The sequence below is a fragment of the Acinetobacter sp. KB005 genome, from assembly GCF_049949095.1.
GTDB lineage: Bacteria > Pseudomonadota > Gammaproteobacteria > Pseudomonadales > Moraxellaceae > Acinetobacter > Acinetobacter calcoaceticus.
This window is the reverse complement of sequence record NZ_CP188191.1, coordinates 1,248,411-1,272,654: the sequence shown is the minus strand read 5'-3', so window position 1 is coordinate 1,272,654 and position 24,244 is coordinate 1,248,411. Positions and strand designations below refer to the sequence as shown.

Annotated in this window: 21 protein-coding genes and 1 pseudogene; 11 read left to right on the top strand and 11 right to left on the bottom strand. The window is 39.7% G+C overall.

The genetic code is table 11. The features are described 5' to 3' along the window. Positions 1–14 precede the first annotated feature (14 nt). A complete protein-coding gene (locus tag ACPF64_RS06225) occupies positions 15–1,727 on the top strand; it encodes an electron transfer flavoprotein-ubiquinone oxidoreductase (protein WP_307011984.1) in 1,713 nt (570 codons plus the stop codon). 103 nt (positions 1,728–1,830) lie between these two features. On the opposite strand, the gene ACPF64_RS06220 is transcribed toward ACPF64_RS06225, so the two are convergent. Together ACPF64_RS06220 and tusA are read right to left on the bottom strand one after the other, a co-directional pair. Further along, on the bottom strand, positions 1,831–2,211 hold the full coding sequence (locus ACPF64_RS06220; RefSeq protein WP_426455830.1) for a hypothetical protein: 381 nt from the start codon (positions 2,209–2,211) through the stop codon (positions 1,831–1,833). Positions 2,212–2,343: 132 nt separating this feature from the next. Beyond that, on the bottom strand, positions 2,344–2,601 hold the full coding sequence (gene tusA / locus ACPF64_RS06215; protein ID WP_005037115.1) for a sulfurtransferase TusA: 258 nt from the start codon (positions 2,599–2,601) through the stop codon (positions 2,344–2,346). Between the two features lie 185 nt (positions 2,602–2,786). On the opposite strand from tusA, the gene ACPF64_RS06210 reads away from it, so the two are divergent. Then, on the top strand, positions 2,787–3,626 hold the full coding sequence (locus ACPF64_RS06210) for an HlyC/CorC family transporter (protein WP_004794939.1): 840 nt from the start codon (positions 2,787–2,789) through the stop codon (positions 3,624–3,626). Beyond that, complete coding sequence (gene lnt, locus ACPF64_RS06205) at positions 3,623–5,182, top strand: apolipoprotein N-acyltransferase (RefSeq protein ID WP_426455829.1); 1,560 nt, start codon at positions 3,623–3,625, stop codon at positions 5,180–5,182. The genes ACPF64_RS06210 and lnt overlap by 4 nt, the downstream gene beginning before the upstream one ends. A 1-nt stretch (position 5,183) precedes the next feature. Here lnt and ACPF64_RS06200 read toward each other — a convergent pair whose 3' ends face one another. Beyond that, positions 5,184–5,522, bottom strand: a complete 339-nt coding sequence (locus tag ACPF64_RS06200) for a tRNA-binding protein (protein WP_003654647.1) — start codon at positions 5,520–5,522, stop codon at positions 5,184–5,186. Between the two features lie 243 nt (positions 5,523–5,765). On the opposite strand from ACPF64_RS06200, the gene ACPF64_RS06195 reads away from it, so the two are divergent. Then, on the top strand, positions 5,766–6,029 hold the full coding sequence (locus ACPF64_RS06195) for a DUF2798 domain-containing protein (protein ID WP_426455828.1): 264 nt from the start codon (positions 5,766–5,768) through the stop codon (positions 6,027–6,029). Positions 6,030–6,094: 65 nt separating this feature from the next. On the opposite strand, the gene ACPF64_RS06190 is transcribed toward ACPF64_RS06195, so the two are convergent. The 4 genes and pseudogenes from ACPF64_RS06190 to gspF all read right to left on the bottom strand — a co-directional run bounded on the left by ACPF64_RS06190 (position 6,095) and on the right by gspF (position 8,533). Continuing rightward, positions 6,095–6,439, bottom strand: a complete 345-nt coding sequence (locus ACPF64_RS06190) for a hypothetical protein (protein WP_003654643.1) — start codon at positions 6,437–6,439, stop codon at positions 6,095–6,097. Between the two features lie 268 nt (positions 6,440–6,707). Then, positions 6,708–7,100: a type II secretion system major pseudopilin GspG gene (gspG, locus tag ACPF64_RS06185; protein ID WP_426456109.1), complete on the bottom strand. Its 393-nt coding sequence runs from the start codon at positions 7,098–7,100 to the stop codon at positions 6,708–6,710. 125 nt (positions 7,101–7,225) lie between these two features. Further along, a pseudogene (locus ACPF64_RS06180) lies at positions 7,226–7,304 on the bottom strand (type II secretion system major pseudopilin GspG); the annotation flags it as partial. A 23-nt stretch (positions 7,305–7,327) separates the two neighbouring features. Continuing rightward, entirely contained in the window at positions 7,328–8,533 is a 1,206-nt protein-coding gene (gene gspF, locus ACPF64_RS06175) for a type II secretion system inner membrane protein GspF (protein WP_005045048.1), read from the bottom strand. Positions 8,534–8,681: 148 nt separating this feature from the next. Here gspF and ACPF64_RS06170 point away from each other — a divergent pair, with 148 nt between their 5' ends. From ACPF64_RS06170 to ACPF64_RS06145, 6 genes are all read left to right on the top strand, one after another. Then, positions 8,682–10,910 (top strand): primosomal protein N', encoded by a 2,229-nt coding sequence (locus ACPF64_RS06170; RefSeq protein WP_270903110.1) that lies wholly within the window; start codon positions 8,682–8,684, stop codon positions 10,908–10,910. A 76-nt stretch (positions 10,911–10,986) separates the two neighbouring features. Then, entirely contained in the window at positions 10,987–12,831 is a 1,845-nt protein-coding gene (locus tag ACPF64_RS06165; protein ID WP_426455827.1) for a monovalent cation:proton antiporter-2 (CPA2) family protein, read from the top strand. A gap of 164 nt (positions 12,832–12,995) precedes the next feature. Beyond that, positions 12,996–13,871 (top strand): Hsp33 family molecular chaperone HslO, encoded by an 876-nt coding sequence (hslO, locus tag ACPF64_RS06160; protein ID WP_004640903.1) that lies wholly within the window; start codon positions 12,996–12,998, stop codon positions 13,869–13,871. A 137-nt stretch (positions 13,872–14,008) separates the two neighbouring features. Then, positions 14,009–14,620, top strand: coding sequence for a LysE family translocator (locus ACPF64_RS06155; RefSeq protein WP_045436893.1), 612 nt, complete (start codon positions 14,009–14,011; stop codon positions 14,618–14,620). 160 nt (positions 14,621–14,780) lie between these two features. After that, positions 14,781–15,737, top strand: coding sequence for a DnaJ C-terminal domain-containing protein (locus ACPF64_RS06150; RefSeq protein ID WP_426455826.1), 957 nt, complete (start codon positions 14,781–14,783; stop codon positions 15,735–15,737). Positions 15,738–15,748: 11 nt separating this feature from the next. Next, positions 15,749–16,078, top strand: coding sequence for a chaperone modulator CbpM (locus tag ACPF64_RS06145; RefSeq protein WP_151743562.1), 330 nt, complete (start codon positions 15,749–15,751; stop codon positions 16,076–16,078). A gap of 230 nt (positions 16,079–16,308) precedes the next feature. Here the strand turns inward: ACPF64_RS06145 and ACPF64_RS06140 are convergent, their stop codons facing one another. The 3 genes from ACPF64_RS06140 to rpsO all read right to left on the bottom strand — a co-directional run bounded on the left by ACPF64_RS06140 (position 16,309) and on the right by rpsO (position 20,228). Then, entirely contained in the window at positions 16,309–17,520 is a 1,212-nt protein-coding gene (locus ACPF64_RS06140) for a magnesium transporter CorA family protein (RefSeq protein ID WP_426455825.1), read from the bottom strand. A gap of 85 nt (positions 17,521–17,605) precedes the next feature. Next, positions 17,606–19,693, bottom strand: coding sequence for a polyribonucleotide nucleotidyltransferase (gene pnp, locus ACPF64_RS06135; RefSeq protein ID WP_171252347.1), 2,088 nt, complete (start codon positions 19,691–19,693; stop codon positions 17,606–17,608). Between the two features lie 265 nt (positions 19,694–19,958). Next, positions 19,959–20,228, bottom strand: coding sequence for a 30S ribosomal protein S15 (gene rpsO, locus ACPF64_RS06130; protein WP_002114951.1), 270 nt, complete (start codon positions 20,226–20,228; stop codon positions 19,959–19,961). Positions 20,229–20,439: 211 nt separating this feature from the next. On the opposite strand from rpsO, the gene ACPF64_RS06125 reads away from it, so the two are divergent. After that, positions 20,440–21,738 (top strand): serine hydrolase domain-containing protein, encoded by a 1,299-nt coding sequence (locus ACPF64_RS06125; RefSeq protein WP_075431253.1) that lies wholly within the window; start codon positions 20,440–20,442, stop codon positions 21,736–21,738. A gap of 702 nt (positions 21,739–22,440) precedes the next feature. Here ACPF64_RS06125 and recD read toward each other — a convergent pair. Further along, a complete protein-coding gene (gene recD, locus ACPF64_RS06120) occupies positions 22,441–24,192 on the bottom strand; it encodes an exodeoxyribonuclease V subunit alpha (RefSeq protein ID WP_426455824.1) in 1,752 nt (583 codons plus the stop codon). Positions 24,193–24,244 lie beyond the last annotated feature (52 nt).

Here is a 24,244-nt window from a genome sequence, read left to right as displayed (position 1 = left end):
TTGAGGAGTCCTACATGGAACACATCGAACGTGAATCGATGGAGTTTGACGTTGTCATCGTAGGTGCAGGACCTGCAGGTCTATCTGCTGCGATTAAGATCCGTCAATTAGCGATTGAAAATAACTTACCCGATCTTTCTGTTTGTGTAGTTGAAAAAGGCTCTGAAGTAGGTGCGCATATCTTGTCTGGTGCTGTGCTTGAGCCACGTGCCATCAACGAACTTTTCCCGAACTGGAAGGAAGAAGGTGCGCCTTTAAACGTACCTGTAACTGAAGATAAAACTTTCTTCTTGCTTTCAGACACCACATCTAAAGAAGTGCCTCACTGGATGGTTCCTAAAACCATGCATAACGATGGCAACTATGTTATCTCTTTAGGTAACGTGGTTCGCTGGTTAGGCCAAAAAGCTGAAGAACTAGAAGTTTCTATTTTCCCTGGCTTTGCTGCATCTGAAGTGCTTTACCACGAAGATGGTACTGTAAAAGGTATTCAAACTGGTGACATGGGTATTGGTAAAGATGGCGAACCAACGCATAACTTTACACCAGGCTATGAACTTCACGCTAAATACACTCTCTTTGCTGAAGGTTGCCGTGGTCACTTAGGTAAACGCCTGATTGCAAAATATAACCTCGATAAAAATGTTGATCCTCAGCACTACGGTATTGGGATTAAAGAGCTTTGGGAAATCGACCCTGCAAAACATAAACCGGGCTTAGTCATGCACGGTGCAGGCTGGCCATTGGCTGAAACAGCTTCTTCTGGTGGCTGGTGGTTATACCACGCTGAAAACAACCAAGTGACTTTGGGTATGATCGTGGACTTGTCTTATGAAAATCCACACATGTATCCATTTATGGAAATGCAGCGCTGGAAAACTCATCCACTCATTAAACAGTTTTTAGAAGGTGGTAAACGTATTTCTTACGGCGCACGTGCTGTAGTGAAAGGCGGTTTCAACTCATTGCCTAAATTGACTTTCCCAGGCGGTTGCTTGATTGGTGATGATGCAGGTTTCTTAAACTTTGCAAAAATCAAAGGCTCACACACTGCCATGAAATCAGGCATGTTATGTGGTGAAGCTGTATTTGAAGCGATTGCTGCTGGTGTAGAAAAAGGCGGTGACCTTGCGATTGCGCGCGTTACTGAAGGCGAAGATTTATTCACTAAAGAATTAACGTCATACACTGACAAATTCAACAACAGCTGGTTAAAAGAAGAGCTTTATAACTCTCGTAACTTTGGCCCAGCAATGCATAAATTTGGTCAATGGATTGGTGGTGCATTTAACTTTATCGACCAAAACGTCTTTAAAGTTCCATTCACCTTACATGACTTGAAGCAAGACTTCGCTGCATTGAAAACTGTTGATGCAACGAGCTTCAAGCCAAACTATCCAAAACCAGATGGCAAATTAACATTTGACCGTTTGTCTTCTGTGTTTATCTCAAACACTGTACATGAAGAAAACCAGCCAGCTCATTTGAAGCTTACTGATCCGTCAATTCCAGTGAACGTAAACTTACCGAAATGGGATGAGCCTGCACAGCGCTACTGCCCTGCTGGTGTTTATGAAATCATGGAAGATAATGATGGTTCTAAACGCTTCCAGATTAACGCAGCGAACTGCGTTCACTGTAAGACCTGTGACATTAAAGACCCATCTCAAAACATCACATGGGTAACGCCTGAAGGTGGTGGTGGTCCGAATTACCCTAATATGTAATTCCTTGCGACACGGCAAAGCGTTGCTTTGCTAGCCGTGTCTCATACCCGAACATGTAATACAAAGAAGCCCCGATTATTCGGGGCTTCTTATTGGAGTTCGCTTATTGAAAAGGCGGTATTTTTGCTACGTTTAAATTAAGATTCTTTTTATAAAAAATAAATGTGCCTAATAAAAATAGGCCAAGAAAACCAAAGTTTCGAGCTAAATCGAAGTACCAATCCGATTTACCAAACAATAAATCAATAACTAACATAAGCCCCATAAAACTTGTATGCAAAATCAGACTCATCTTTATTTTTGGTTCGGGAGCAAAATGTGCATTTCTATAACCTAATAGAATTGAGCCAAAAATAACAACAGTAAGTAAAATAATGGTAGCAACAGTTTCAGATAACCAAGAAGTCTCTATATGTAATAAACCAGCAATGCAGAAAAACCAAAGAAAAATAAATAAGCTTCGTTTCACAAAATATTCATTCATTTTTATGCGTCATTTATATACATCATTTTATAGATTATATAATGATTCTTATTTGTAAAAAATTATCATTTCAAATTAAATTTGAATTATTAATGGCTTCTAATAGTTTTTATTAGAAGCCTTATTATTCTATTACCCTTTCTTCACTAAGTAATGAAATTCTTTATGACCATTTTCATCTAAGCGCTCTTCTTGCAAAAGCAACTCATGGCCTAAATGCATACAAAATTTAGGAATATCCCACGAGGTCGAGTTGTCTGTTGCGAAGACTTCAACCACATCGCCAGATTTAGATTTGCGGATGGCTTGATGCAACATCATGACAGGTTCAGGACAACGTAAACCACGTGTATTAATTTGGACAGTAGGTGAAATGGATTGTTCCGACATGACAAACTCGAACAAATAGAATTTTCACATTTTAGCATAAACAAATTACTGAGCTGTTAACTGTAACTGGCTTTTACATAACAATATGCGTTTTGTCTTTTAGCTGGTTTTATAGATGCATAAGCATCTTTTCTTCGGTATGATTCAAAGTATTCATTTGATAGATTGAGTCTTTAGGAAAGATCATGCAAGAGGAACCAAGTCCGTCGTGGGGAATGCGCGGCTTACGAAAATGGTTAGGTACAGCACCAGAAACCCGTGATGAATTATTAAAATTAGTCCAAAATTCACGTCGCTTTTTAGAACCAGATACTGTTGCCATGCTTGAAGGTGTTCTTGACCTTCCTGCTACAAAAATTCGTGAAGTCATGACACCACGAACAGCAATGATCAGTTTGCAAGAAGATGATCAGTTACTTGATATTCTTGATGTACTGGTCGAGTCTGCTCACTCACGCTTTCCAGTCTTCTCTTCTGATCAGCCTGATAATGTTGTCGGGATTTTGCTCGCAAAAGATTTATTGCCGTTTCTAACCGAACCGAATACCAAAGTCGATATTCGAGTTCTCATGCGTCAACCCTTATTTGTTCCAGAAAGTGCGCGCTCCGATCAGGTACTACGCATGTTGAAACATACTCAGACTCACATTGCAATTGTGATTGATGAATATGGTTCAACGGCTGGTCTTGTTACGCTTGAAGATATTCTTGAAGAAATCGTTGGCGAAATCGAAGACGAACATGACACTGCTGATGAAGATGCTCAGTACATTGTTCCTGACAATGACCATACAGTAGCAAATGCATGGATGGTGCAAGCACTTACACCAATTGAACATTTCAATACTGTTTTAGATGCTGATTTTTCTGACGATGAAGTAGAAACTGTCGGCGGTTTATTGCTTCAAGAGATTGGTCTCGTAAGTGATTTACAAGGTCAAACTGTTGAACTTGGAAATTGGTTATTTACAATTGTTGAAGCAGATGCCCGCACTATTCATCTGATTCGAGCTGTACGTCAATGAGAGCATACTTTGAAAAGTTGTTAGATTCTTCGCAACAACAAAAACAGCTTCCTTTAATTTTTCCTTTACTCATTGCTTTATTTTCAGGTGCCGTATTCAGTTTTTCACTGGCACCTTATTATTGGTGGTGGTTGGCAATATTATCTCCAGCCCTACTCTATGCATCATTACATAAACGTTCAGCCAAACAAGCTTTTGCTATTGGCTGGAGTTATGGCTTTGGCTTATGGTTTGTGGGAGCTTTCTGGCTCTACACCTCCATCCATGTATATGGCGATACCAATGCATTTCTAAGCGTTTGTATGATTGTCATTATGGCCCTTGTGATGGGCTTATTTACCGCATTTCAGACTTGGGTTTACCGACGTTTCTTCCCTGAAACACCACTGACTTTCGCACCACTCTGGATTGTTTTTGAGTGGGCAAAAACTTGGGTATTTACAGGTTTTCCATGGCTGTTTGTAGGTTACGCGTTTACCGAGCGTTTACTCGATGGTTATGCGCCTCTATTCGGTATTTATGCAATTTCCTTTGTCGTCATTGTATTAGCCTGTGCTTTAGTTGAAGTTCTACGTAAGCGTATTTTCTGGGTTATCCCTTCTGCCCTGTTAGTTTTGGGCGCGTGGGGAGCATCATATATACAGTTTGTAAAACCTAAAGCTGCCAAGCCGCTTAGTGTTTCACTCATTCAGGGCAATATTCCACAAGATTTAAAATGGCTAACCGAATATCAAGTTAGAACATTAGAGATTTATGCAGGTTTGACTCAATCTGAATGGGGCCGTGACTTAATTGTATGGCCTGAATCTTCAATTCCACTCTTCCAAACCGATATCGAACCGTTTTTGGATGCAATGGATGCACAAGCTAAAAAGAACCACACTGCATGGGTAACCGGAATTCCTTACTGGGATGTTACCAAATCACATGAAGTTGGTAGCCCACTGTATTACAACAGTATTATGGCTTCTGGAAGCGACTCCAGTGGTCTATATAAAAAGCAACGTCTTGTGCCTTTTGGTGAATACATCCCTCTTTCAGGTTTACTGTCTTGGGTACTACCGGCCATGCAAAATGATATTAGCATGAGCGGTTTTACACGTGGCGAGAGGGACCAAAAACCACTTATGATTAAGGGGCACGCGCTTGCCGCTGCGATTTGTTATGAAGTGGCTTATCCAAACCTCACCCGACGTAATGCAGAAGACAGCGACTTTTTAGTGACTGTATCTAATGACGCTTGGTTTACTGGCACTGCTGGACCATTGCAACATTTACAAATGGTACAAATGCGAGCTAAAGAAAATGGCCGCTGGTTTATCCGTGCAACCAATACGGGTGTAACTGCCTTTATTGATCAAAATGGTCATATCACTGAACAAGCACCGATCGACAAAGAGTTTGTCTTGAGAGGCGATTTACCAGCCATGCAAGGTCAAACCCTTTATAACCGTTTAGGTGATTATCCAATTTTAGGATTTGCAGTATTACTGCTGGTTTTAGGTTGGGTTTATCGTCCACGTAAAGTTGACGTTTCTTTTAAATCCCGCCGCTAACTTACAATAACTTTGTACCCAGAGGCACTTCAAACTCTGGGATACAAAGTGCTACATCACCATCTGCATTATGAAATCCTGTCACCAAACATTCTGACTGAATAGGTCCTATTTGTTTTTTAGGAAAATTCACTACAGCAACCACCAACTTACCAACTAAATCTTGTGGCTGATAGAGTTTAGTAATCTGAGCACTCGATTTACGTACACCTAACTCTTCACCAAAATCTACATGCAAAATATAGGCAGGTTTACGTGCCTTTTCGAAAACTTCAGCTTCAATAATTTTACCAACGCGAAGCTCTACTTTTAAAAAATCATTCCACTCGATTTGTTCCATTTACTTTTTCTCATGTGCTTAAACATCTGATTTGAAGCATATAATATGTACAAATAAAGAAATACCCTCTTTTTATTTCCAGTTTGAAAAATTCGTGCTAAATTAAATCTGCTCATCAAAAAGCCGTAAACGTTTACGTCAATCAACGTGCCAACATACCTCCAACAATGCTTGGAGCTATTTGTTCAAAATATTTTTATATTTTTGAATGGCACTGGCGTTTGTTGGTTTACGGAGTCAAAAATGCAAAACTCAAAATCTTTGTTTAGTTTTAAAAAACTTCCAAATCGCTATACATCTATCGTTTTACCCTTTCTTCTATCGATCATTATGACGTTAGTGGTTTCAATGATTAGTACATTACGAAGTTTGGGATTAGAAGAATTTTCCATTTATGTATGGATGTCTGCATGGGCTATTTCTTGGTTAATTGCTTTCCCAACGCTACTTTTCATCCTGCCTATCGTTCGTAAAATTACAGCAATGCTAGTACAACAGCCTGCTTAAATTAAAAAAATAAAACGTAGATATTCAGTCTACGTTTTATTTAAAAATTTGGTTTTAAAATATCATTAAAAAGCGATCGATAATTGCAAAGATAAATAAGCAACTAAACTCGATAAAAAGACCATTGGCACATAACGATAGGCTTTAAAAAGCAATTGCTCATATTTAGTGGATATTTGTTTAGCTTGCCAGACACTCGCTTTTAATGCAGTAAAGAAGCTCACCATTAACCATGCACTCACAATACTTAATGCAAAGAAACCAATCATGATTTGGCTACTTCCTTCGGTATTAAGCCATAACTTTAAAAAAACTTCGGCAATCGGCAATAAACCCAAAATCAATAGGACAGACTTCAGCATTACCCAATGAAACTGAGTCAGTTCATCTACGATGAGAAATGCTTTCATTTAATCTCTCCTTTTAATGTAATAAAGTGCTTTTTATTTATTATGCAAAGCTTTTATTTAAATATATAGCTTATTTTTCTCTACATTTTAACTTTCTTGTAACTATTAAATATGGGAATAATTCTTATTATAAGTCTCAAATATAACTATTAACTTTATTTAATATCTTTCAAAAACTTACTATATTTTTGTGATTAAGAAAGATTATCAATTCGTATTTACCAGTTTATCTTTTTAAACGAATTGATAATCTCCATTATATTTTCAATTAAGGTTGGTAATAAATATCTGCATCATTACCTTCACCGCCCTCTTTGCCATCTGCTCCAAATGAGTACAAATCAAAAGCTCGACCATCTGCACCTGGAATTACATATTGAACATCATTTTTCCAACTATCTTTAGGATAACCACCTTTAACATATCCACCCGGCATCCAGTTTTTTGCTGTAGCAGGCTGATTCACTAAAGCATCTAGTCCACCTTCTTGCATTGTTGGGAAATGACCGTTATCGAGCTTGTACTGATCTAAAGCACCAGCCACACCTTTTAATGTAATTTGGGTGGTATCAATTTTAGCTTTTTCACTACGCCCCATGACATTTGGTACGATGAGCGCTGCTAACACGCCTAAAATTACAATCACAACCATAACTTCAATGAGGGTAAAGCCTGAGTGAGGATTAGCAAAGCGAAGCTTTGCCCGAACGCAAGATGGAGAGCTATGCTCGGAATGGCACGATTGTGCAATTTTTAAAGCTACACTTGAGGTATGTTTATCAGAACACTGCTCAAACTGATTTGAAACCGCAGAATCACTGTGTTGTTCCATCGCTGTTTCGCTTTGAATATTTTTTACTTTCATCATTATCTCTAATATCAAAGTTATTAAATCATATTGTTCATATTTACGATTGGCAGCATAACCGCGATTACAATAACCAGTACAATGCTTGCCATTAAAACCAGCATAAGCGGTTCAAGTAATGCCAGTAAGGTTGAAATAAATGTTGTAACCTCACGGTCTTGCATGGTCGATGCTCTTTCTAACATCCGGTCGAGCTCACCTGATGCCTCACCACTTCGAATCATTTGTACCATCATTGGTGGGAAATAACCACTGCGCTCAAGCTGCGTACCCAAGTTACCACCTTCTGTAACACGCTCAGCCGCATGGGCAATTGAATCGCGGATGACCCAGTTATTGGTCACTGCTGCACCAATTTTTAATGCGTCAACCAACGGCACGCCTGAACGGGTCAAAATAGATAAGGTACTGGCAAATCGTGCCGAATTAATACCACGTGACAGTTTACCGAATAATGGCAATTTGAGTGTTAATCGATCAAAAGCATAATGTCCAGCTGTTGTTTTTAAAAACCGTACAAATGCGACAATTCCCACAACTGCAAAAATAATAATAAACACCCACGCATGACGAATAAAATCGCTGGCCTTCATTAAAGCGACCGTAATCCACGGCAGTGCATCTTTGTTCTGATCAAAAGTTTTAACAATTTCTGGCACAACAAAAGTCATTAAGCCCATCACAATAGCAAATGACATCAGCATTAAAATGATCGGGTAAATCATGGCGCCCTGAACTTTCTTTTGCATGGCAAAACGATTTTCGGTGTAATCCGAGAGCTGATCTAAAATCAGATCTAAATGTCCAGAACGCTCACCTGCAGCAACTGTTGCAATATAGAGGTCTGGAAAACGTCCAGATTGCTGCATACCTTGAGCCAATGAGTGTCCTTCCATGACTCGCGAACGAACAGACGATAAAAGATTTTGCACATGCGCTTTTTCACTTTGCTTGCTCACCGCACGTAAAGCTTCTTCTAAAGGAATTGCGGCTGCAACCAAAACAGAAAGTTGTCTGGTCATGAGTGCCAAATCATAGGCACTGAACTTTTTTTGAAATAACCCCTGACTCTGATGTTTATCTTTTTGTTCAACAGGGTCAACGCTAATTGGTGTCCATGCTTTATCGCGTAATTGTTGGCGAATCTGGCGTGCTGAGTCTCCCTCAAGCACTCCTTTTTGCTGCTTCCCTGAAGCATCAATGGCAGTAAATTGATATGCAGGCATGGTAATGTTCTAATTTTCCAAAAATAATAGTCGCTGCTGTTGCATCTATGCTACGCAATCATTCATATTCATTCTATAGCCTGTGTAGAATACCCAAGTCCTCTTCACGACGCTATGCCGTTTTTTAAAATTGACGAAATGAGCCTCTATGACCATAACGCCAAAGCCTGATTCAGTTGTTTATCGTGTGCGTGTTGCCGTACCTGTGCATCTGTACGACACTTTTGACTATACACTCACCGAAGCACAATATGAACGGGCTCAAGTAGGCTCACGCGTCGCTATTTCATTTGGGCGACAAAACCTGATTGGTATCATCACTGAAAAAGTGAATCCACATGAACCATTTACAGGCAACTTTCAGCTTAAAGCCATTTCTGAACTTTTAGATGAACAACCTATTTTAGATGAACAAGTTTTAAGTTTATTGACATGGTCCGCACAATATTACCAATTTCCAGTTGGCGAGGTCATGCAAACCGCCCTTCCGGCTATACTACGTCAGGGCAAACCGATGGACGTTTTGTTCCATCTCTGGAAAATTACTCCATGCGACAATGTTGAAGCACTGCTTAAACGTTCAGTAAAGCAACAAGATGCTTATCAGATTTTAAAGTTACATCCTGCGGGAACAACAGAGAACATTCTGAATTTAAGTGGCGTAGAAACTGCAACACTTAAAGCGCTAGAAAAGAAAGGTTTGGTTGAATGTACGCTTGAACCACATGACTTTAGCCCTACACCTGTTCAATTGGCACAAATGCCGCTCACGCTAAATGAAGACCAAAAGCAAGCAACCCAACAGGTTATTAAAGCACAGCATCAATACCAAGCATTTTTGCTAGATGGTTTAACAGGTAGCGGTAAAACCGAAGTTTATCTACACATCATGCACGAGGTGCTAAAGCAAGGTAAACAAGTACTGGTTTTGGTGCCTGAAATTGGTTTAACTCCTCAAACCATTTCGCGTTTTAAGTCTCGTTTTAATTGTGATATTGCTTTATTGCATTCTGGCCTCAACGACTCCAAACGTTTACAAGCATGGCAACAAGCACAGACCGGAAAAGCATCTATTATTTTAGGGACACGCTCAGCGATCTATACACCGCTGCCACGTTTGGGCTTAATCATTTTAGATGAAGAACATGACCTGTCTTATAAACAACAAGAAGGCTTCCGTTACCATGCGCGTGATGTCGCACTGTACCGAGGGCACTTACAAAGCTGCCCTGTGATTTTAGGTTCGGCAACACCAAGTATCGATAGTTATTATTTGGTCGAAACTGGCAAGTTAACTTCACTACAACTCAACAAACGTGCTGGACATGCACTTTTGCCTAAAATGCATTTGATTGATCTTAAAATTGTCAAAAAACAGCATGGAATTAGCCAGCCTCTCATTGAACAAATCAAACATACATTAGCGAGAAAAGAACAGGTTTTAATCTTTTTAAACCGTCGTGGTTATGCACCTGTACTGGTCTGTGAAAGCTGTGGATGGCAAGCCAATTGTCCACATTGTGATGCACATTTTACTTTGCATACCCAGCCTTATTCTTATTTACATTGCCACCACTGCGGAACCATTCATCGCTTACCAGATCATTGCCCTGAATGTCAGCAAAAAAGCTTAAAAACTTTAGGTGCAGGAACCGCAAAGGTTGAAGAGCACTTACAAGAATTATTTCCAGAGCATGACGTGATTCGAGTTGATCGTGACAGTACCAGTCGTGTCGGAAGCTGGCAAAAAATCTATGATCGCATTCATCAAAACAAGCCAACAATTTTGCTCGGTACGCAAATGTTGGCAAAAGGTCACCATTTCCCACATGTGACTTTGGTTGCCATTTTAGATATTGATGCAGGGTTACTCAGCGTAGACATCCGTGCGCCAGAACGTACTGCGCAATTGATTGTTCAAGTGGCTGGCCGTGCAGGCCGTGGTGAACACAAAGGCCATGTTTATTTGCAAACATTAAGACCCGATCATCCTTTACTCACCACTTTAATTGAAAAGGATTATCGCGCGGTTGCCAAACAAACATTGGCTGAACGTAAAGTTGCTTTACTACCGCCCTACCGCTATGCAGTACTCATACGTGCAGAGTCGAAAGATCGAGACTATACCTTACAATTTTTAAATGAAGCTGCCGAGCAACTTCGTCAAGTCGCTGGTGAAATTGTTGATATTTGGGGACCTATTCCAGCCCCTATGGAACGTAAAGCTGGGCGCTATCGTGCACACATGGTGATTTTATCTGCCGACCGCGCTCGTCTACATTTTTACTTAAGACAATGGTGGTCTCAATTGGTCCATGCACCAAGGCAGCATCAACTCAGGCTATCAATTGATGTTGATCCGCAAGAATTTAATTAGATGATTTGAATATCATGGTGTGAAGACGTCTTTTTCGTTTTACACTTAAAAGAGACTAATACATTCGAGGCAATGGATGTCATTCCTACTGCAAGCAACTATCTTTCTTGGAGCTTCTCTGATTTTAGTCCCTCTTGGCAAACGCCTAGGGATTGCAACAGTTTTAGGTTATTTATTTACAGGAATACTTCTGGGTCCTAGTGTTTTAAATATTGCTCATGACCCTGAAGCAATTATGGAACTTGCCGAATTCGGTGTCATTTTATTGATGTTCCTGATTGGCTTAGAATTAAGGCCACAGCGTTTGTGGGAAATGCGTGACTCTATTTTTGTAATGGGAAGTCTGCAAGTTCTTATTAGCGGTGGCGTTCTTATGCTGATCGTACTCTTCCTATTTCAACAGCAACTTGCCGTCAGCTTTGTGGTTGGTTTTGCGCTGGCACTGTCTTCTACAGCCTTTGTATTACAGCTTCTGACTGAAAAACAGCAACTCAACACAACCTATGGTCAGCAGTCTTTTTCAATTTTATTATTTCAAGATATAGCTGCGATTCCGTTACTTGCAATTATTCCATTACTCGCAGGAACAGAATCAACCCATCATGGGATCGCTTATTTTGCGGCTATCATCGCAACATTCACTGGTCTATTTCTATTTAGTCGTTATGTGATGCGTCCATTTTTCCGTTTTGTTGCCAAAAGTGGAGCAACTGAACTCATTACGGCGGTAGGATTATTTATTATTCTTGCTGTCGTTTTGCTGATGGATACGTTAGGTATTAGCACGACATTAGGTGCTTTCCTCACAGGCGTATTATTAGCAGATTCCGAATTTCGTCACGAAGTTGAAGCCAGTATTGCACCGTTTAAAGGCCTACTACTTGGCTTATTCTTTATGACCGTGGGTATGACTACTCAACTGTCACTATTGATTGAAATGCCGTGGCTTATTATTGGTGGAGCAATCGGCTTACTGGTCATTAAAACACTGATATTGACCGCCATTGCACGCTATAAAAAATACAGTTGGAATAACAGCCTACTATTAGGAACTTGTTTAGCTCAAGGCGGTGAGTTTGCTTTCGTCATTTTAAGCTTAGCTAAAAGTGAAAAGATTTTAACTCAAGCTTTATTAGAACCTGTGACTCTTATTGTGACTTTGTCGATGGTACTCACACCAGTGATTTACTGGTTTATGGCATACAAGGTCATTCCACTTTTTAATAAAGAACGCCCACCTGAGTATGATGAAATTCCTCAGCAAGAAAACCCGATTATCATTGCTGGTTTTGGTCGGTTTGGACAAATTATTGCGCGTATTGCCCGCCTGCAACATCTAGGGTTTACCGCAATTGATAACAATCTTCATCAAGTCGACTTTGTCAGACGGTATGGCGGATCACTTTATTATGGTGATGTGACCCAACCAGATTTACTACGCTCTGCTGGTATTGAAAAAGCCAAAGTATTTATTCTAGCGATTGATGATGTCGAAGATTCTATGAATGTGGCACGACATCTCAGATTAAATTATCCAAACTTAAAGTTATTGGCTCGTGCTCGTGACCGCCACCATGTACATCTTTTAAGAGATTTAGGAGTTGAATACATTTGGCGTGAGACGTATTTATCTTCATTAGGTATGGCTTATCGTGCCTTGCGAGAACTCGGTATCTCTGATGAACAGGCCTATAACAATATCGAAATCTTTCGGGATTATGATGAGAAATTGCTCATACAACAGCAAAGTATTTATACTGATGAACAGAAGATCTTTGAAACACATCGTAATGCTTTAGCCGAACTTGAACATCTATTTGAAAGTGATGCTCAACAACAAGCCACGTCGAAACACGATGTGAATTTAAAGCGTCATTTACAGCCAAATCGCATCGACATTACACGAGATCATCTAGAATAACTTGAGATTTCGAAGAATGGCTATATTAAGGACTTATTCACATTGCCTAAATAATTGGACAATGGACACCAAGCTGTCCTTTGTCCTACTTGCGGCTTCGCTGCATTCCCTAAGCTTGATTAAAAAGAAATTGTTATAATCTGCTTAGGGCCCTGGAGAATATTATGTCTGATTTACGCCAACGCTTTTATATAGAGAACTTTCCAGTCCGTGGGGAAGTCGTTCATCTAGAAGAAGCACTACAAACTATCTTAGCTCAACGTGACTATATGCCTGCCGTTAAAATTCTGCTAGGTGAAATGTTGAGTGCGACTGCATTACTTGCAAGTACATTAAAAATCAAAGGCCGTATCAGCTTGCAAATCCAGGCTAGCGGCACCTTTAAATGGGCAATGGCTGAATGTAATCATTTAGGTGAAGTTCGTGCTTTAGCCGATTATGAAACCGATCCACGCTTCATTGAAGCAACAGACAGCAGCACAGTTCTCGGCGCTTTAGTTAATCCCGTTTTATTTATCAATATTGAACCGGAATTTGGCGAGCGTTACCAAGGCATTGTACCTCTTGATCAGGCAAATTTAGCGGGTTGCCTCATGCAGTATTACGACTTATCTGCACAAATTCCAACTCGAATTGTGCTAGCGAGTACTGCTAAGCGCTCTGGTGGTTTACTCATTCAGCTTTTACCACGTCATGATGACGAAGAGCAAAAGTTGGTTGATGAAGATTTATGGCCACGCTTGACCATGTTGACCGAAACATTAAAAGCTGAAGAGCTCACCAATTTAGATGCAACCGAGATCTTATATCGTTTATATAACGAAGAAGAGGTTCGTTTACCAGAAATTGAAGCACTCAAATTTGGCTGTACATGTTCAAAAGAACGCTGTGCAAATGCGCTGATTCAAATTGGTGTAGATGCTGTTCATGAAACCTTAGAAGAACAGAACCCTATTCGTATGGACTGTCAGTTCTGTAATACGCAATACACCTTTACCGCTGAAGAAGCTTTAGCGTTATTTGGTGAGCATTTGAGTTAATCGTTAAACTTTATAAAAAGGCGGATATACCGCCTTTTTATTTATCCTTATTTTTTGATGATCGTTTTAAATATCTTATTTTAAATAAGATAATATAAGATTACTTTATAGCCCAATAAGTAAGATTCTTATATTCCATGAATTATTTTGATTATTTTCTATTTATTTTTAGCGTCATTATTATGATTGCTACCCCCGGCCCTGTCATGATTTTAGTTGCAAGCGCTGGACTTAAAGGTGGATATAGAAAGGCACTTGAAACAATTTTTGGTACAAATTTAGCCTCACTTATTTTAATTTTTATTTCAGTACTCGTTTTAAAGGGAGTACTGAGTGTTAACGATAGTTATCTCAATATTATCCGTATCTTAGGCTGTCTATATATTGGATATTTAGGTTTCACTATTCTTAAAGAAGTCATTCAGGCACCTCACCCAGAAGCGATACAAACAGTTTCGGCACAAAATGGTGGCTTCAAAAAGGGCTTTTTTGTCGGAATCTCCAATCCTAAAGATATTATTTTTTTCTCGGCTTTCTTTCCGCAATTTGTTTCTATTACACCACAGCTCAACCTAAGTTTAACCATACTCACCCTGACATGGATTGTTTTAGACTTCTTAACTTTATCTCTGGTTTATGTATTTTTCCGCCGTCTTTCTAATAGCCATTTATATCCAAAAATATTAGGGCTTTGCGGCCTATTACTTCTATTGATTGCTATTTACGGCTTGTACCAAACTTTTATCTAAATACTTTTATCTAAATAATGAAAGGTATAGTCCTGCTCCATCTATACCTCTTTCTCTCAATTTTATTTTGCAATAGAACAACTCTTATACAATCTAGCTTATTGAAAACTCTAAAAATCGTTTCATAATGAAATAAACCACACCATCCTGATAAAACATTATGGCTAAAAATTATTATGAAGAATTAGGGGTTACACGCAAAGCCTCTGCTGATGAAATTAAGAAAGCTTATCGAAAATTAGCTCGTAAATATCATCCTGACATCAGCAAAGAAAAAGATGCCGAAGAAAAGATGCAGGCAATTAATGTTGCCTACGACACGTTAAGCAATGCAGAAAAAAAAGCTGAATATGACCAGTTATTAGATCATCCACAAGGTTTTAATAACTTTGGTCAGGGTGCTGCGCAAGGTGGTTTTGATGGCGCACAGTTTTATCGCCAGGGCTTTACAGGTGGTGAACAAGCAGACTTTAGCGGTTTTGAAGATTTATTTGGTCGCTTTGGTGCAGGATTTGGTGGTGGTCAACAGCAACATCAGAGACAACAGCGTAGTTATCGCGGTGAAGATCAACATGCCAGCATAGAAGTCGATCTTGATATTGCCTATCATGGATCAACGCAACAAATTACCCTGCAAATTCCGACCGTGAATGCTTACGGCGAACCTGAAGTTCAACGTAAAACCCTTCAAGTCAAAATACCAAAAGGTATGAAAGAAGGTCAGCAAATCCGATTAAGTGGACAAGGACAAAGTGGTATCAATGGCGGTGCTAACGGCGATCTCTATATTGAAATCCAATATAAAGATACAGACCGCGTTCATGTCGAAGGCAGTGATGTATATTTGACTGTAGATGTCGCTCCGTGGGAAGCAGCGTTAGGTCAAGGTATTGAAGTAAAAACACCTGCTGGATCTTTGCATGTCAATTTACCTCACAATGCAAAACAAGGACAACAGCTACGTTTAAAAGACAAAGGGATACCTAATAAAACACCAGGGCATCTATACTTAATCTTAAATATTGTATTTCCACCTGCACATTCTGAAAAAGAAAAACAAGCCTATCAGCAACTGGCTGAAGCCTTTGCTTCATTCGAACCTCGTTCATCTCAATAGGGAGCAAGATTATGACAACCATTCATTATCGAGAAATTGTATATGACGGCCATACCTTTAGTGCTGAGGTCGTTGATGAACAATCCACATTTGATCTACAAGAATTTGCACAAGCTTGTGGTCAAAGTCCCGACTGGATTATTCAGCTAATTGAATATGATATTTTATCGGTCAATACTGCACCTGAAACCCATCAGTTTATGGGCGAAGATGTCTCTCGTGCTCGCAAAGCTTATCGTCTACAACGTGACTTTGACGCAAGTTTGGCAGCAGTTGCAGTGATGTTAGATTTGATTGATGAAGTACAACAACTTAGAAAACAGTTGAAGCATTTCCATTAAGATTTTTTCTTCTAAATAATCTTTCACACAGGTATGAGCTAACGTGATGGGCGGCATGGATGCCGCCTTTTGGACTGCGGTAACATGGATGTACCGTCAGTCCAAGGAAGGGGTTTTGTTACTTTTGCCCAGTCAAAAGTAAGGATATGCCTAGACAATAAGTATCAAATTAATCCCTAAATTTGAGGCAGTACTAACAAATCAACTTTACTGATCTTTGAAAATTCCTATTACTTCAATCGAGTAATCTTCTCCACTTCCTTCAAAGTCTGCTTAATCGGTTCATATTCCAAAAACCAAAATAAATTCATCCGATCTTGACGATGCTGTTGGGCCAATAAATCAATGACGCTTCGTTCACCTCGCCCCACCAAATGCTGTCGATAAAAATAGTACAACAGAAAAATCGTACTAAGCAGCATGACCCCTAGCATAATCCAGAAACCAACTGGCGATTTAAGACCTGGAATAAACTCAAAATTCATTCCATAAATACCAGTTAAAAGGGTAAGAGGTGCAAAAACGGCGGTGATAATTGCAAGAATCCGCATGTTTTCATTGGTCTGGTTCGCAATAGCTGAAAAATGCAGATCAATTGCAGACTGAATGGCGCTACGCAACCGTAATGTATGTTTTTGAATACGTTCAACATGACTCATTAAATCATTTAAACGTACCAGTAAAATATCTTGTGAATTGTGGATATGCTTGCCAATCACATGGTGGTAATTTTCTACGATTTCATCTCTAAACTCTTGCAAGCTTTCAATTTGCTCCTCGCATAGATTTTCCACTTGCTGAAATGCCATATTCTCATGAAATAATTGATGCCATTGTTTAAAACGACGATTACCCTGAAGCAATTGCTGTTGCCAATGCTCGACTCTTCTCGTCAATGGCGAGCGGATATCAAGATAGCCATCAATCATACTGTTTAACAACCGTAATGATAAATCGATCGGTGAATTTGGTAATTTACGGGTTTTATTTTGCTCTTCTAAAGTTCTACATAAAATGTTATCAAGACGTTGAACATAATTTTCAATCGACTTGTTTCCCGGCTCACGCACACTAATCAGCACATCTGGCGTCAAAATAAAGCTAATTGGTGTAGTCGCCAAACCAAAAACACTGTCTTGGGATTCAGCATGTTTAATTTCATCATCAGGCGTAACTAGCTTTTTAAAAATCAGCAAGTCATATTCTTCAAGCGTGTCAAAGGCGCAAGGATGTTCAATATTCGCAATATCCCGCATATGAAATTCATTAATAACCACGCCTGAAAGCTTTTGAATCTCTTGTTGCCATTCTTCATTATGGTTAACCACGTCCGTTCTGAGACTATCAATCCAGAAAAACTCTAGAACATGTTCACTATGCTGTTCACGGCTTAAAAAGACATAGCCCTCAGCTTGATGGCGATAAAAGTAATAAACCTGCATACCACAACGATCTGTTTTTGTATTACTTGCATCATGCCATAAAAAAAGTCCGCATCAAGCGGACTTTTTCATGTCACTAGAACAATTATGCTTGTTCAATGTCTTTCATAGTCAATTTAATACGACCACGATTATCAACATCAGCAACTTGTACTTTCACTTCCTGACCTTCTTTAAGAACATCAGTTACGTTCGCAATACGTTCATTTGAAATTTGCGAAATGTGAAGAAGACCATCAGTACCCGGCATGATGTTTACAAACGCACCGAATTCTACAATACGGATTACTTTACCGTCATAGATCTTACCTGGTTCAACTTCAGCAGTAAGTGCTTGAATTTTTGCAATCGCAGCACGAGCAGCGGCTTTAGTTTCACCAAATACGCGAACTGTACCGTTATCTTCAATATCAATTGCAGCTTTAGTTTCTTCAGTAATAGCACGAATCGTTGCACCGCCTTTACCAATAACATCACGGATCTTGTCTGGATTGATGTTAATGACTTCAAATGTCGGTGCATGAGCGCTGATTTCAGGACGAGCACGTGAAATGACTTTATTCATTTCGTTAAGGATGTGCATACGACCAGCAAATGCTTGGTTTAATGCAACTTCCATAATTTCTTCAGTAATACCTTCAATCTTGATGTCCATTTGAAGTGCAGTAATACCGTTTGCAGAACCTGCTACTTTAAAGTCCATATCACCTAAGTGATCTTCATCACCTAAGATGTCAGAAAGTACTGCAAAACGCTCACCTTCTTTCACTAAGCCCATTGCGATACCAGCAACTGGTGCTTTAAGTGGAACACCCGCATCCATAAGTGATAATGACGCACCACATACTGAAGCCATTGAAGATGAACCGTTAGATTCAGTAATGTCAGATACAATACGAATAACATATGGGAAGCGGTCAGCAGCAGGAAGAACTGCTTGAACACCACGACGTGCTAAACGGCCATGACCAATTTCACGACGTTTAGGACCAGATTCACGACCAGTTTCACCTACAGAGTATGCAGGGAAGTTGTAGTGCAACATGAAATTGTCAGTTTTCGTACCTGACAATGTATCAACCATTAGTGCATCACGAGTATTACCCAAAGTTGTTGTTACCAACGCTTGAGTTTCACCACGTGTAAATAATGCAGAACCGTGAGCACGGTCTAATACACCAACTTGAACGTCGATACCACGAACAGTTTTAGTATCACGGCCATCAATACGTGGTTTACCTGACAAGATGTTGTCACGTACTGTACGGTATTTAAGTTCTTCAAATAATTCGTTTACTTCGTCAGCAATACCAGTTTCGTCATTTTCAGGAACGAACTGAGCTACAGCTTCTGCATAAAGTGCATCCAGTGCTGCATAACGATCTTGTTTAACCGCAATCGTATATGCTTCAGAAATTTTAGCTTCGAAAGCTGCTTTTAATTGTTCAAGAAGAGCTTCGTTTTTGCTTGGAGCAACCCAAGTTGATTCAACTGCACCAGCAGCAGCAGCAAATTCTTTAATTGCTTGAACAGCAATTTGCATTTCGTCATGACCGAAAAGTACAGCACCTAACATTTGGTCTTCTGAAAGTTCTTTCGCTTCAGATTCAACCATCAGTACCGCAGATTCAGTACCCGCAACCACAAGATCAAGATCACTTTCTTTCAATTGTTCGTGGGTTGGGTTAAGAATGTATTCGCCGTTGATTAAACCAACACGTGCGCCTGCAATTGGACCACGGAATGGAACAGCTGCAATTGACATTGCAGCTGAAGCACCGATCATTGCAGCAATGTCAGCATCCATAGTCTTATCAGAAGAAACAACAGTCGCTGTCACTTGGATTTCGTTATAGAAACCTTCTGGGAACAATGGACGAATTGGACGGTCAATAAGACGTGAAATTAAAGTTTCAGCTTCAGACTGACGACCTTCACGTTTACCATAACCACCTGGGATACGACCCGCAGCATATTGTTTTTCTTGATAGTTAACTGTTAACGGGAAGAAGTCCTGACCCGCTTTTGCTTTAGGTTGAGCAACTACTGCAACTAAAACAGTTACGCCGCCCATTGTAACTAAAACCGTATTTGCTTGACGTGCAACACGACCTGTTTCTAAAACAACAGTGTGTTGACCATATTGGAATTCTTTACGAACGATATTAAACATTGACATGTATTGTATTTTCCTAATTTTATTCTAGTGAGACCCCTAAGGTTTGGCATTCAGACTACACCGATTGGTAGATAAATGACAAAGCTTAGAAGCCATCACACTAGACCAAAAATTTTAAATAACGTTAAAAGTTAAACGCAAAGAAGGAGCGCACAAGCGCCCCTTCTAAAAATCACTTAATCTAAAATTAAGTGAAACTCTCTTTTCAGCAATCAAGCATTGCGACATGCGAAATAGCGAAAACAAAGTGAAAATCGAATTAACGACGTAAACCTAAAGCACCGATCAAAGCAGTGTAACGACCGTGGTCTTTACCATTTAAATAGTCAAGCAATTTACGACGTTGGTTAACCATACGAATCAAACCACGACGGCTATGATGGTCGTGTTTGTGAGCTTTAAAGTGACCTTGTAAATCATTGATTTGAGCAGTCAATAAAGCTACTTGTACTTCTGGTGAACCAGTGTCATTTTCAGCGCGAGCAAATTTAGCAATGATCTCTGCGCGGTCTGCATTAGTTAAAGCCATTCGATTTCTCCGAGATGCTTAAAAAAAGTAAACGATATGAATCAGTTGAGGCAACTGACTGCCGTGCATCACTACAGCAAGTCGCCTATTTTAAGGTATCTATAGGTGGATTGCAAAATAGTTTTCAGTAACTTGTCATTTTAGACACTGACATGAGCATATTAACTCTGCACACTACCCTTGAATAAAAAGAAATAAGCGCGAGGAACGTGTGAAAATTTTTTCAACCAACACTTGTCCAGTACCGGACAATATTGAGCAAGTTATTCGTCGTAAAGATGAGGTTGCTGCCGAACAGGGTGGAATGACTGAACGCCAGATTCAAAAAATCTGGAACAGTGTAGAAGCATTATATAAAACCGGAAATTATCCACTTATTACTTTTTGTCTACGTCGACAAGGTAAAGTTTTGCTGAACAGAAGCATTGGATATGCCCAAGGGAACTCTCCGGCAGGACTTCAAGAAAACGCTCTGATTGCGACTCCAGATACACCTGTTTGCCTGTTTTCAGCATCAAAGATGATCACCGCCATGTTAATTCATCTATTAGATGAAAAAGGCGAAATCAATTTGCTTGATCCTGTGAGCTACTATATTCCGGAATATGGCGTAAATGGTAAACGCCGTGCGACTATCTTTCATTTATTAGCACATCGTGGCGGCATTCCCTATATAGACGGCGATGTCACACCAGAATTACTCTTTGATAAAGATCAAATTTTAAAACGTTTATATGCTGCCAAACCTGTGTCTCCTGCTGGAAACCACCTTGCCTATCATGCTGTTACGGCGGGTTATATTTTAGGAGAAGTGATTGAGCGGGTGACTGGGCAAGATTTACGTGAATTTGTGCATCAAACTATCGAAAAGCCGATGGGAATGCCTTATTTCAACTATGGTTTAAAACCAGAGTACCGCTCAGAGGTTGCTTTAAATTGTGCAACGGGCCTACATCCTCGCCTTGGTACCGACCACTACCTGAACCATGTATTAGGTGGAGGGTTACAACTTGCAGTTGATGTCACTAACGACAACCGTTTTATGGACACAATTTGCCCAGCCGGAAACATCTATACCAGCGCAGAACAAGCTGGACGTTTCTTTGAAATGCTTTTAAGTGGAGGAAGCTATGGCGGTCAGCAAATCTTCAGTGAGAAAACGATTTTCAGGGCAACTCTGCCGACCACAGGCGTTAACATTGATCGTACTTTATTAATTCCAATGCGCTATGCCTTAGGTCCAATGTTAGGTAGTAACCCTGTAGGTCTTTTTGGTCCAATGACGGGACAAGCTTTTGGTCATTTAGGGTTCTCTAATATTTTATGTTGGGCCGACCCTGAAAGAGATATTAGTGTGTCTCTGTTAACAACGGGCAAATCTGTCGTGGGAACCCACCTTCCTGCTTTAGCCAACGTGCTTTATCAGATTTCGACACAATGCCCACGCATTCCTAGAGATCAGCGCCGATCTTTGTTTGGTAGCGATTCACACGAAACTAACTTAGTATAAAAGCAAATAAAAAACCCAAGCATTTCTGCTTGGGTTTTTTGCGCTGTAGTTTTTGTTTATCGTGTTATTTCTGTTTTTATTATCGTTGGTGAGATGCTAGTCACATCCTTCTTGTTGTTTTAACTCACTTCCAGTGTCTTTGTTTCTATTTCCTTATGTGATGTATTGTGACACATCCAATTATGAAGAAAAGTAGTATTTTTCTTATCATCATGTAAGTAAAAACGTACAGGTCTGTATAATATTTAGTAAATAACCATTTTTAACATTTAACGTACAGTTCTGTATAACATATAACTTAACAATTCACAGGAAAAATGGCTGTTTAAAAATCATATTACAGATAAATATATTGATATTATTGATATAAATTTTTAAAAGAAAATATACTAAATAGAGGTCTAAAACAGATCTTTTTTGATAATTTTTTAGAAGTAAATTAAAAAGAGAATATAAAAAAGCCCTGTAGTCTCTCCCAAAACTACAAGGCTTAGCGGCTGTAAGTTTCCTCTTTATACACCTACGTCATTGTAAGTTCGCAGTCTCTCGACTTAAGCTATTATTATTGTGCGATTTTGCCCGACATTCCGTGCCAAGCTCGTTGTGTGTTTATAATCTCAAAAACGTGGGGTGTACTCTAGCAGCAAATATCTCGAATCTATGTAAGCTTTTTCTTACAAGGGTAAAAATATTAAGTTTGTCTTAACGAACTAACCGATTAACTTTCTGAACTAAACCACTTTTTCGTGTAGTGCGAACTGTAAATGCCTGAACTAAAGCTTCTGGATGAACCAAAAGACTCACTACTTTTTTAGCTCGTGTAATCGCAGTGTAAATAAGCTCTTGGCTTAATAAATTCTTTGCAGCCTGATCAAGAACCACAGCAGTGTGTGTAAATTCAGACCCTTGCGACTTATGAATTGTTAAAGCGAATGCGCTTTGGATACTTTTAGGTAACCGGTTTGCCGCCACCCATTTATTTAAACTTGGAAAATATACTTCAAATTGCTGTGGCTGAGTTCTATGCTCAAAACACAGGCCAATATCTCCATTTGAAATACCGAGCTGATAATCGTTATAAGTCATCATTACCGGACGGCCTACATACCAACCGCCCACTGTAACTATTGATAACTGTTGTTGTAGCCAGCGCTGCGCATACTGATTTAACTGCTGTAATCCAAATGGGCCATGACGGACCGCAGTTAAAATACGGTAGTCATCGAATGCTCTTACTACATTTTGAACCTGTTCAATCGAGCGTTCTTCTTTTAAATAATTTTTTAGGCTCTTTACATATCCTTGAAAACCTAACATGAGTTTCTGATAATAAATTTCGACTTCTGTGTGATTCCCTTCCGGTAAATACTCAAGCTGAACCACATCTGGCATGTCATTTTGTAAAACTATAGGCTTTAATTCAGAAACCTCAACAATATCAATCTCAAACTGCTGCAAAACTACTTCATGATTTTGTTGATAGGTTTGTGCCTGAATAAATTTAGCAACTTGCCCAATCAACGCCCCTTCAGCAAAACGGCGACTGGTTTGTAATTGTACTCTGTTGTCGGCTAGTGCCTGTATTTGTTGCAAGTCAGCAAGTACTGCACCTACATCAACGGAAGCAAGCTGATTTGCATCTCCTAATAAAATAATTCGACAAGACTCTGGCACAGCCTCAAATAAAAGAGTTGCCAGATTTAAATCCAGCATGGAAGCCTCATCCACCACAATCACATCGTAAGGAAGCGGTTGTTTTTGATTAAACCGTGGTGTTTGGCTATGCCCCATCCCTAATAATCGATGAATCGTTTGTGTTCCCTGATTTCTGAGCTCTTCACTCATTAATCCGGACTCAAACAATTTAGGGTCATTAAATGAGTTTTGTAGCGCTTCTTGCATGCGCTGTGCTGCTTTGCCCGTTGGAGCAGCCATCGCCACACGAATATGCGGAATTGCTTGGCTAAGCACAGCAATAATACGTGCAAGTGTATAGGTCTTACCTGTACCCGGCCCACCCGTAATAATACTCAGGCTCTGCCGAGCAACCATTTGTAAAGCTGCCTGCTGATGAGGGTCTGTGAGTAAGCTTATATAGTCATCACAAGATACAGGCTGAATTAATTGTTGCTTTAATCGACAAATTTGTTCTGCAAGGCGTTGCTCTAGGTGCCAATATCGGTATAATGCCAACCCCTGTTCATCGTAGACGCATGGTGCAACTTTTGAAGTCGCTTGATCGGCTGATATAGCAAGTTGACCAAGTGCTGCAATTTGCTCTGGACTGACATCGATACAGCTATCACCTTGCAAGCTAGCTTCAATAAGCTGCTGTAAATAAGAAGCGGTATCTGGCACTTGTGATTGCTCAGTAAATGGAGCCTGATTTAAGAAGTTACTCCACGTTGTTAACCAGCTTAAATCGGCTTGTTCAGGGCTATTTAGATTGTCCACACACTTATCCACCTAGTTTTCCACACGCTTGTCCACATGGTTATAGACAGGC

Excerpts from the sequence above, each read along its gene's own strand:
- ACPF64_RS06225 (WP_307011984.1), top strand. The coding sequence starts at position 15 with ATGGAACACATCGAACGTGAATCGATGGAGTTTGACGTTGTCATCGTA.
- ACPF64_RS06200 (WP_003654647.1), bottom strand. The coding sequence starts at position 5,522 with ATGGAACAAATCGAGTGGAATGATTTTTTAAAAGTAGAGCTTCGCGTT.
- ACPF64_RS06195 (WP_426455828.1), top strand. The coding sequence starts at position 5,766 with ATGCAAAACTCAAAATCTTTGTTTAGTTTTAAAAAACTTCCAAATCGC.
- ACPF64_RS06210 (WP_004794939.1), top strand. The coding sequence starts at position 2,787 with ATGCAAGAGGAACCAAGTCCGTCGTGGGGAATGCGCGGCTTACGAAAA.
- ACPF64_RS06140 (WP_426455825.1), bottom strand. The coding sequence starts at position 17,520 with ATGCAGGTTTATTACTTTTATCGCCATCAAGCTGAGGGCTATGTCTTT.
- ACPF64_RS06150 (WP_426455826.1), top strand. The coding sequence starts at position 14,781 with ATGGCTAAAAATTATTATGAAGAATTAGGGGTTACACGCAAAGCCTCT.
- rpsO (WP_002114951.1), bottom strand. The coding sequence starts at position 20,228 with ATGGCTTTAACTAATGCAGACCGCGCAGAGATCATTGCTAAATTTGCT.
- gspF (WP_005045048.1), bottom strand. The coding sequence starts at position 8,533 with ATGCCTGCATATCAATTTACTGCCATTGATGCTTCAGGGAAGCAGCAA.
- ACPF64_RS06145 (WP_151743562.1), top strand. The coding sequence starts at position 15,749 with ATGACAACCATTCATTATCGAGAAATTGTATATGACGGCCATACCTTT.
- lnt (WP_426455829.1), top strand. The coding sequence starts at position 3,623 with ATGAGAGCATACTTTGAAAAGTTGTTAGATTCTTCGCAACAACAAAAA.
- ACPF64_RS06165 (WP_426455827.1), top strand. The coding sequence starts at position 10,987 with ATGTCATTCCTACTGCAAGCAACTATCTTTCTTGGAGCTTCTCTGATT.
- ACPF64_RS06220 (WP_426455830.1), bottom strand. The coding sequence starts at position 2,211 with ATGAATGAATATTTTGTGAAACGAAGCTTATTTATTTTTCTTTGGTTT.
- ACPF64_RS06170 (WP_270903110.1), top strand. The coding sequence starts at position 8,682 with ATGACCATAACGCCAAAGCCTGATTCAGTTGTTTATCGTGTGCGTGTT.
- ACPF64_RS06190 (WP_003654643.1), bottom strand. The coding sequence starts at position 6,439 with ATGAAAGCATTTCTCATCGTAGATGAACTGACTCAGTTTCATTGGGTA.
- pnp (WP_171252347.1), bottom strand. The coding sequence starts at position 19,693 with ATGTTTAATATCGTTCGTAAAGAATTCCAATATGGTCAACACACTGTT.
- hslO (WP_004640903.1), top strand. The coding sequence starts at position 12,996 with ATGTCTGATTTACGCCAACGCTTTTATATAGAGAACTTTCCAGTCCGT.
- ACPF64_RS06155 (WP_045436893.1), top strand. The coding sequence starts at position 14,009 with ATGAATTATTTTGATTATTTTCTATTTATTTTTAGCGTCATTATTATG.
- tusA (WP_005037115.1), bottom strand. The coding sequence starts at position 2,601 with ATGTCGGAACAATCCATTTCACCTACTGTCCAAATTAATACACGTGGT.